Genomic DNA, 1,303 nt, shown 5'->3' with positions numbered 1-1,303 from the left:
ATGCCGAACTGTGCCAGCGCCAGCAGGAGGAAGCCGAGCGGGATCCAGCAGTAAGACACGTGCAGGACCCACAGCAGCGGATTGCGCCACGTGCGCCACGGCTGCCAGCCGATCAGGCGCACGCCCTGGCCGACGGCGGCGAACAGCACCAGGCTGGCCGTGACGGGCGCGGCCAGGCCGGCCGGCGACCCCGCGGCCGGCGCCCCGGCGAACGTCCACGCCGCGCCGGCGAGCACGGTCAGCGCCAGCGCCCACTTGTCGCGGCGCGCATCCTGCACCGGCTGCGTCTCCGGCACCGCGTTGCGGGTGAACATGGGGATCACGCGGCCGCCGATCACGATCTCGATCACGACGATCAGCATGATGGCCGCGTGCACGGGGGTGAGCGGATTCACGCCGACCCAGCCCAGCGCGGCCGCGTGGTAGCACGCATTCGCCAGCGCCAGCAGCGCGAGCAGGCCGACGAGGAACAGGTTGCGCCGGTTGCCCGACCGTTTCAGCACACGGTACAGCGGCACCGCGGCGATGGGCAGGAACACGACGTCGACGGCCGCGGCCACGACGGGCGGCGCGGCCAGCATGGCGACCCTGCCCGCCGTCCACACCCCGGCGATGGCGGCCAGCGGCCAGCCGCGCGGCGTCCACAGCTTCGTCCAGTTATAGCCCGCCGTGTACAGGAACCCGACGACGACGGCCAGTGCGAATCCAAACACCATTTCGTGCACATGCCACAGCATGTCGATACGGGCCGGCAACGGCCACCCGGCCTGCGCCGCCACCCAGGCGGGTACGGCGACGGCGGCGAACGCGGCGGCGAGCAGGTAGAACGGGCGGAAGCCGAGCGCGAACAGGGCCGGGCCGGCGGACGGCGGCGGCGCGGGGCGGGCTTCTTCGATGGACATGAGCGCCATGCTGGCCTCCATTTCAAGTGGTATCTGACCTGCATGTTAGAAGCCGGCCCGGCGCCGGACAATCGGCCAAAGTGACTAGCCCGAGCCGCCAAAAGACGGGCTTCCCGGTTTCCTGAACCTGGTTCAAGATAAACGTATAAAACCCGCATCCCATATGCAACTAATAGCCGAATAGCTACACAATGCGGCCAGGCGCCCGTCCAAAACCCGCGCCACCGACCAACCACCAGTGAAGGAACACAACCATGCACGCATCACGCAGACTATGGACCTGGCTGGCGATCATCTGCGTACTCTCGTTTGCCACGCTGCTGTTCGTGGGCAGGGAGATCTACCTGAAGGCGCCCCCGATCCCGGCACGCATCGTCGACCACCAGGGACACGTCCTGTAC

1 protein-coding gene is annotated in these 1,303 nt (G+C 68.5%); it reads right to left on the bottom strand.

The features are described 5' to 3' along the window. A partial coding sequence (locus tag AC1DYX_RS31225; RefSeq protein ID WP_477266108.1) for an NnrS family protein occupies nt 1–911 on the bottom strand: 911 nt, incomplete at its 3' end. Nucleotides 912–1,303: the final 392 nt, after the last annotated feature.

Source organism: Massilia sp. P2_C2 (assembly GCF_056404615.1).
This window is presented reverse-complemented; position numbering and strand designations above follow the sequence as displayed.